The sequence below is a fragment of the Frankia sp. RB5 genome, assembly GCF_059816245.1.
On sequence record NZ_JCBATA010000125.1, the window covers coordinates 1 to 5,597 of the forward strand.

Genomic DNA, 5,597 nt, shown 5'->3' on the forward strand with positions numbered 1-5,597 from the left:
CGGGGCCTCGCCGGTCATCTCGTCGCGCACGGCGCGGACGTCCACCTGTGGGGACGGCGCGAAAGCGTGTTGCGGGAGGCCGCCGAGGAGGCGTCCGCCGGGAAGCCCGACAGGGTGCACGTGGACGCCCCGCAGCTGCTGCCCGGCGGCCCCGCGACGGCGGTCGCGCACGGCCCGCGGGACCGGGCGCGGGTCGCGCTCACCTTCCATCTGGGACCGCACGAGGCCGGGCAGGATCTGGACCTCGCCCGCCAGCTGCTCGGTGACGCCGCCCGGCTCGCCGCGCCGATCACCGTGTTCGCCGTCGGGCAGTGGCTGGACGAGTACCGCGACCTCGTCCCGACGATCCTCGCCCCCGGCAACGAGCTCGCCAACCACACCTACACCCACCCGACGCTGACCGCGCTCCCGGCGCCCGCCGTCGCCACCGAGATCACGGCCTGTCGGGACGTCCTCGCCCGGCTGGCCCCGACCCAGGGTAGGTACTTCCGGCCGTCCGGTACGAGCACCGCGACCCCGCTGATCCTCACCGAGGCGGGCGCGGCCGGCTATCGCACCGTCGTCGACTTCGACGTCGACCCGCTCGACTACACCTCACCCGGCGCCGACGCGGTCGTCGCGCGGGTCCGGGCCGGCGTCCAGCCGGGCTCGATCGTCAGCATGCACTTCGGCTACCCGGGCACCGTGAGCGCGTTCCCCCGCATCGTCGCCAACCTGCGCACCGCCGGCCTCACCCCGGTGTCGCTGCACACCCTTCTCACCTGAGCGCTAATAGAAGGGTTCCCGAGGTCACCGGACTTGCGCCGTGGATGCCCCGGCCTTCAGGCCGGGGAGGAAACGGCGCCTATTGTTGGCCACAGGTGGATATCCCTTTTGTAGAATGAGCGCATGCCCCGCTACCGGCTTTACCCGACCGCAGATCAGGCGATGGTGATGGCCGAGCATTGCGGGCACGCACGGTACGCGTGGAACCTCGCCGTGGAACAGCAATCCTGGTGGAACCCGCGCCGCGGACCGGCACCTGGCTATGCGGAGCAGAACCGGCAGTTGACCGAAGCCCGCCGCGCCTTCGACTGGCTCGCTGCGGGCAGCATCGTCGTGCAGCAGCAGGCGTTGCGGGACTTCTCCACCGCCATGGCCAACTTCTTCCGCGGCTCCCACCGGAAACCTGGCTTCCGGAAACGCGGCCGAGGCGATGGTTTCCGGATCGTCGCGGTGAAGCCCTCGAATGTGCGGCAGATCAACCGCCGCTGGTCCGAGGTACGAATCCCGAAAGTAGGCTGGGTACGATTCCGCCGCAGCCGGACGGTTCCGGACGCGCGCTCCTACCGGGTGACTCGTGATCGGGCGGGCCGCTGGCATGTTGCGTTCGCCGCCGTACCCGAACCGATCCGCGCGCCGGGCACGGGTGAGGTCGTCGGCGTCGACCGGGGTGTGTCCGCGTCGGCGGCACTCAGTACGGGTGAGCTGCTGCGATGCCCCGGGCTGCGACCTGTCGAGGTTGTGCGGCTGCGACGGCTGCAACAGCGGCTCGCGCGGGCCAAGCGGGGCAGCAACCGGCGCGGCCGGCTGAAAGCCCGGATCGCGCGAGTGAAGGCCCGGGAATCCGACCGGCGGAAAGACTGGGTGGAGAAGACCTCCACCAATCTCGCCCGCCGGTACGACCTGATCCGCGTCGAAGACCTGCGTATCGGCCAGATGACCCGCTCCGCGCGGGGCACCGTCGAAGCGCCGGGCCGGAACGTGCGGCAGAAAGCCGGGCTGAACCGGGGCATCCTCGCCAACGGCTGGGGACAGCTCGTCGCCCGTCTGGAGCAGAAAGCCCCCGGCCGGGTCGAGAAGATCCCGGCCGCTTTTACGAGTCAGCGTTGTTCGGCCTGCGGGCATGTGGCGTCGGAGTCGAGAGAGAGCCAATCTCGGTTCCGGTGTGTCACCTGCGGGCACACGGCCAACGCGGACGTGAACGCAGCATGCAATATCGCCGCAGGACGTGCGGTGACTGCGCGGGGAGGCGCCGGGTTGCCGGTGCCCGTGAACCGCGAACCTCAACACTGCGCACCCCCCTGGTGGGTGTGTAGGAGTTGGAATCCCCCCGCTTTCAGGGGGGAGGACGTCAACCACCGGTCGTGGCGAGCGGGCGCCGCGGGGCCGACAGTGTGGTCCCGGTCCCGATCTCGGTCGGAGTCGGGCCGTGGCCGAGACCTGCCTCCGTCGCAAGCACCCGCAACTCGGCGTCGACGAGTTCCGGCACCCGCTCGCAGTCCCGGACCGACCCGTCCATCGTGAATCCGATACAGGCTCGTCCGTCCAGGCCACCGAGCATGACCGCCATGCGCTGGTTGCCGGGCAGCGCGGGCAGGGGCACAGCGGCGGTGACCGGCCGGCCGAGAACAGCCATCGGGCCGACCAAACCGCGTGGGTTGGACGCGGTCAGCGCGAAGACGCGCGACATGATCTCCGCGGACATCACGGCCGGCCGCAACGGCGCCGGGGTGGCCCACAGAAACAGGCGCTCCGCGACGCCCGGCGTTCCGCGCCGCTTGTGCCGGTCGGTCTGCCGGCGGATGGCCTCCACCCGCCGGCGTGCGGAGGGCTCCCCATGCGGCAGCGCGAGGCGCACGGTGGTCAGGCGGTTACCACCGAGCTCCCGCTCGGCTGCCGTGCGGGTGCTGACCGGCATCGCGGCGTACAGCTGCCCGCGATGCTCCCCGCGCCGGCCGCGTCCAGGGGTGCCAGCGGGTGACCAGGCACGCAGGGCGCCGGTGAGCGCGGCGAGGAAGATGTCGTTCACGGTCACCTCGTAGGCGCGGCTGATCGCCCGCAGCCAACCCAGGTCCACGTCCAGCCAGGTGTGCCGCGGACGTCCCGTGGGGGTCGCCGTCAGCGAACCGATCGTGGTCGTCCGGGTACACCAGCCGAGCGTGTGCGCGGCGGCCCTGCCGACGGCTCGGGGGCCGGGCCGCCGCTCTGGTACCACGCGCCGCGCGGGCATGGGCTCCGGCTGCCGGCCGGGCAGGCCGAACATCCTGCCCAGCAGCAGGTTCAGGGCCGTCCCGTCCATCCACACGTGGCTGGCGCGCAACAGCAGCGTGATGCCGCCGGGGCGGTGGCCGTGGAGCAGCCAGAGCTGCCACGGCGGAGCGTTCAGGGGGATCTCGGCCGCGGACAGCCGTTCCACCGCCCTACGCAGGCCGGCGAGCCCCGATCCCGCCGGGAGTCGGCGCTCGTGCACGTGCCGGTCCACGCTGAAGTCGGCGTCGACCACCCAGTACGGCCGGCCCCACCTGCCCGAGGCGAGGCGATGCGTCAGCGGGGTATGGTCGCGGGCGCGGTCCGCGACGAGCGCCCGCAGGTCCTGGACGCACGGCACGGTTCCGTCGGCGTCCAGCAGGAAACCGACCGCGAACGGCGCCGCCGGAAATGCCTGCTGGTATCCGAGAAGAAGCGCGTCCATCGGCGTGAGCGGCTGAACGGGAACGTCGCCGCCATCCGCATCGCGGCTTTCCGGACCCGGAGCGATCCGACCCGAAGAAGAGCGTATCACAGCACCTTTCCCGGAATTCTCTCGACGAGGTGTCGCGCGCAGGTCACACCGGGACTCCTGAATTATCAGAAAGTCCGGTTATGCGCGGAGCGCCGTGCCGTGGTGGGCAATGCGGCGCGAGGCGAAACTACACCGGCGACCGAGCCGAACCATGCGGGGGTCAGGATCCCGACCGGCCGGCTTTTGCCCGCGATTCCGGCGAGGGCCACGGCCAGGATCCGCGCCGGGGCGCGGCGCGGGTGTCCGGAGGCGCTCCGGGCGGCTCAGGCCGCGGCGGAATGGTGGAGCCGGTGCTCCAACGTCCCGAACCGCTCCAGCCGCACGGGCAGGTCGGCGACGCCGGAGCAGGCGCGCAGGAGCCGTGTCAGGCCCTGTGGGGTGTACTGCTCAGCCTCGCCTCGGTGGGCGGAGGCTCCGAGCCCGAACAGCCACCGGTCGCCGGTGCCGGCCGGCAGGAAGATCCCCTGATGCTCGCCGTCGTCGGCGGCGTAGATGCCGTAGCGGTGCTCGCCGAGCAGGTCCCACAGCGGTGCGTGGAAGAGCACGTTGGCGCCGTCCTCGAGCCGGTCGGGGCCGTGCATCGCGACGCCCACGGCCCGCCGGGTCGCGCTGTGGGCCCCGTCGGCGGCCACGACGTGGCGCGCCTCGACGAGGCTCGTCGCGCCGGTCGTGGTGTCGCGCAGCGTGATCAGCACGGACTCCGGCCCGTCGACGACGTCGACCACCTCGGTGCCCAGCCGGACCTCGGCGGCCGGCAGGGAACGCAGATGCTCCAGCAGGACCGGTTCGAGATGGTCCTGTGGGACGCAGGCAGGCCTGGTGGGGCTTGAGCACCGTGCTCTGCTCCCGCGTCGGGTAGCCGACCGCCAGCGCGGTGCCGGCCGCCGCGTCGGCGAGGGTCGCGCACGCCCACATCAGCCACTCGACGTCGACGCCGCCCGCCTCGATCCGCTCCGCGAGCCCCGCCAAGTTTCGTCGGACATACTGACTTTCACAAGTCACTCTGTCTTCAGCGAGACGGGGTGTCATTCAAATGTACGATGGCCGACGATGGCGACCCGGCGGTACGAGCAGCGGCTGCGCGCGGAGTCGGCGGCGCAGACCCGCCAGCGCATCCTCGACGCGGTCTACGGCCGGCTGCGCGCCGCGCCGACGCGGCCGGTGAGCGTGGAGGAGGTCGCGCGCGAGGCCCGGGTCGCCCGGTCCACCGTCTACCTGGTCTTCGGCTCCCGGGCCGGGCTGTTCGACGCGGTTGCCCAGGACCTGCTGGATCGCGGCGGGTTCGAGCGGGTCGTCGCCGCCGTCGCCCACCCGGACGCCCGCGAGCACCTCCGCCTCGGCATCCGCGCCGGCGCCGAGACCTTCGCCGTCGACCGCGACGTGCACCGGGCACTCATCTCCTTCAGCGCCCTCGACCCGGACGCCACGGGCGGCGCGGTGCACCGCGGCGAGCAGCGCCGCGCCGGCGGGATGGCCTACCTGGCGAGCCGGCTCGCCGAGCAGGACCTCCTGCGCCCCGACGTGTCCGCCGCCGACGCCGCCCACATCCTGTACCTGATCACCAGCTTCGACGCCTTCGACCAGCTCTACACCGGCCGCGGCCTCCCCGTCGACGACGTCGCCCGCATCCTCGCCACCACCGCCGAAAACGCCGTCTGTCGCTGACCCGCCCGAACACGCGTGGTGTCCCGGCAGCGCCAGCACACCTCCATTTACCCGATCGAGATGATCAACAGTGGAGATCAATCTTGTCGTCGCCTGGCCACCCTACGGGCTGATATCAACACCTCTGTCCTGCCGCGGTCTCGTAGGGAGAACGCACTCAACGTTCGCCCTGGCGGGCGCCGCGGCTGCGTCGGGCGGCTGGTCGTCGCATCAAAACCCCATGTGCGGAAGACAGGCCCGGGCGGCCAGCGCCAGGCCTGAGGCGTTCGATCCGCGCCACCCCGTCCAGCTCATCATCATCGCCTGCGACCCGGCCGCGGACATGACCTCACTGCAGCGGCTGGCCGACGCCGGCGGCGGCCGTGCCTACCGCGCCCCCGACGCGAAC

General features: G+C 72.0%; 3 protein-coding genes and 2 pseudogenes. 3 read left to right on the forward strand and 2 right to left on the reverse strand.

Annotated elements, in window-relative coordinates:
- Positions 1 to 765: polysaccharide deacetylase family protein (locus AC6EXY_RS32935; protein ID WP_499842471.1), on the forward strand; the 765-nt coding region annotated here is incomplete at its 5' end.
- Positions 766 to 888: 123 nt separating this feature from the next.
- Positions 889 to 2,064 (forward strand): annotated as a pseudogene (locus AC6EXY_RS32940) (RNA-guided endonuclease InsQ/TnpB family protein); the annotation flags it as partial.
- Positions 2,065 to 2,113: 49 nt separating this feature from the next.
- On the opposite strand, the gene AC6EXY_RS32945 reads toward AC6EXY_RS32940, so the two are convergent.
- Both AC6EXY_RS32945 and AC6EXY_RS32950 read right to left on the reverse strand, forming a co-directional pair.
- Positions 2,114 to 3,454, reverse strand: a complete 1,341-nt coding sequence (locus AC6EXY_RS32945) for a wax ester/triacylglycerol synthase domain-containing protein (RefSeq protein WP_499818731.1) — start codon at positions 3,452 to 3,454, stop codon at positions 2,114 to 2,116.
- 353 nt (positions 3,455 to 3,807) lie between these two features.
- A pseudogene (locus AC6EXY_RS32950) lies at positions 3,808 to 4,365 on the reverse strand (FAD-dependent monooxygenase); the annotation flags it as partial.
- Positions 4,366 to 4,594: 229 nt separating this feature from the next.
- Here AC6EXY_RS32950 and AC6EXY_RS32955 point away from each other — a divergent pair.
- Positions 4,595 to 5,209, forward strand: coding sequence for a TetR/AcrR family transcriptional regulator (locus tag AC6EXY_RS32955; RefSeq protein ID WP_101831139.1), 615 nt, complete (start codon positions 4,595 to 4,597; stop codon positions 5,207 to 5,209).
- The last annotated feature ends 388 nt before the right edge of the window (positions 5,210 to 5,597 follow it).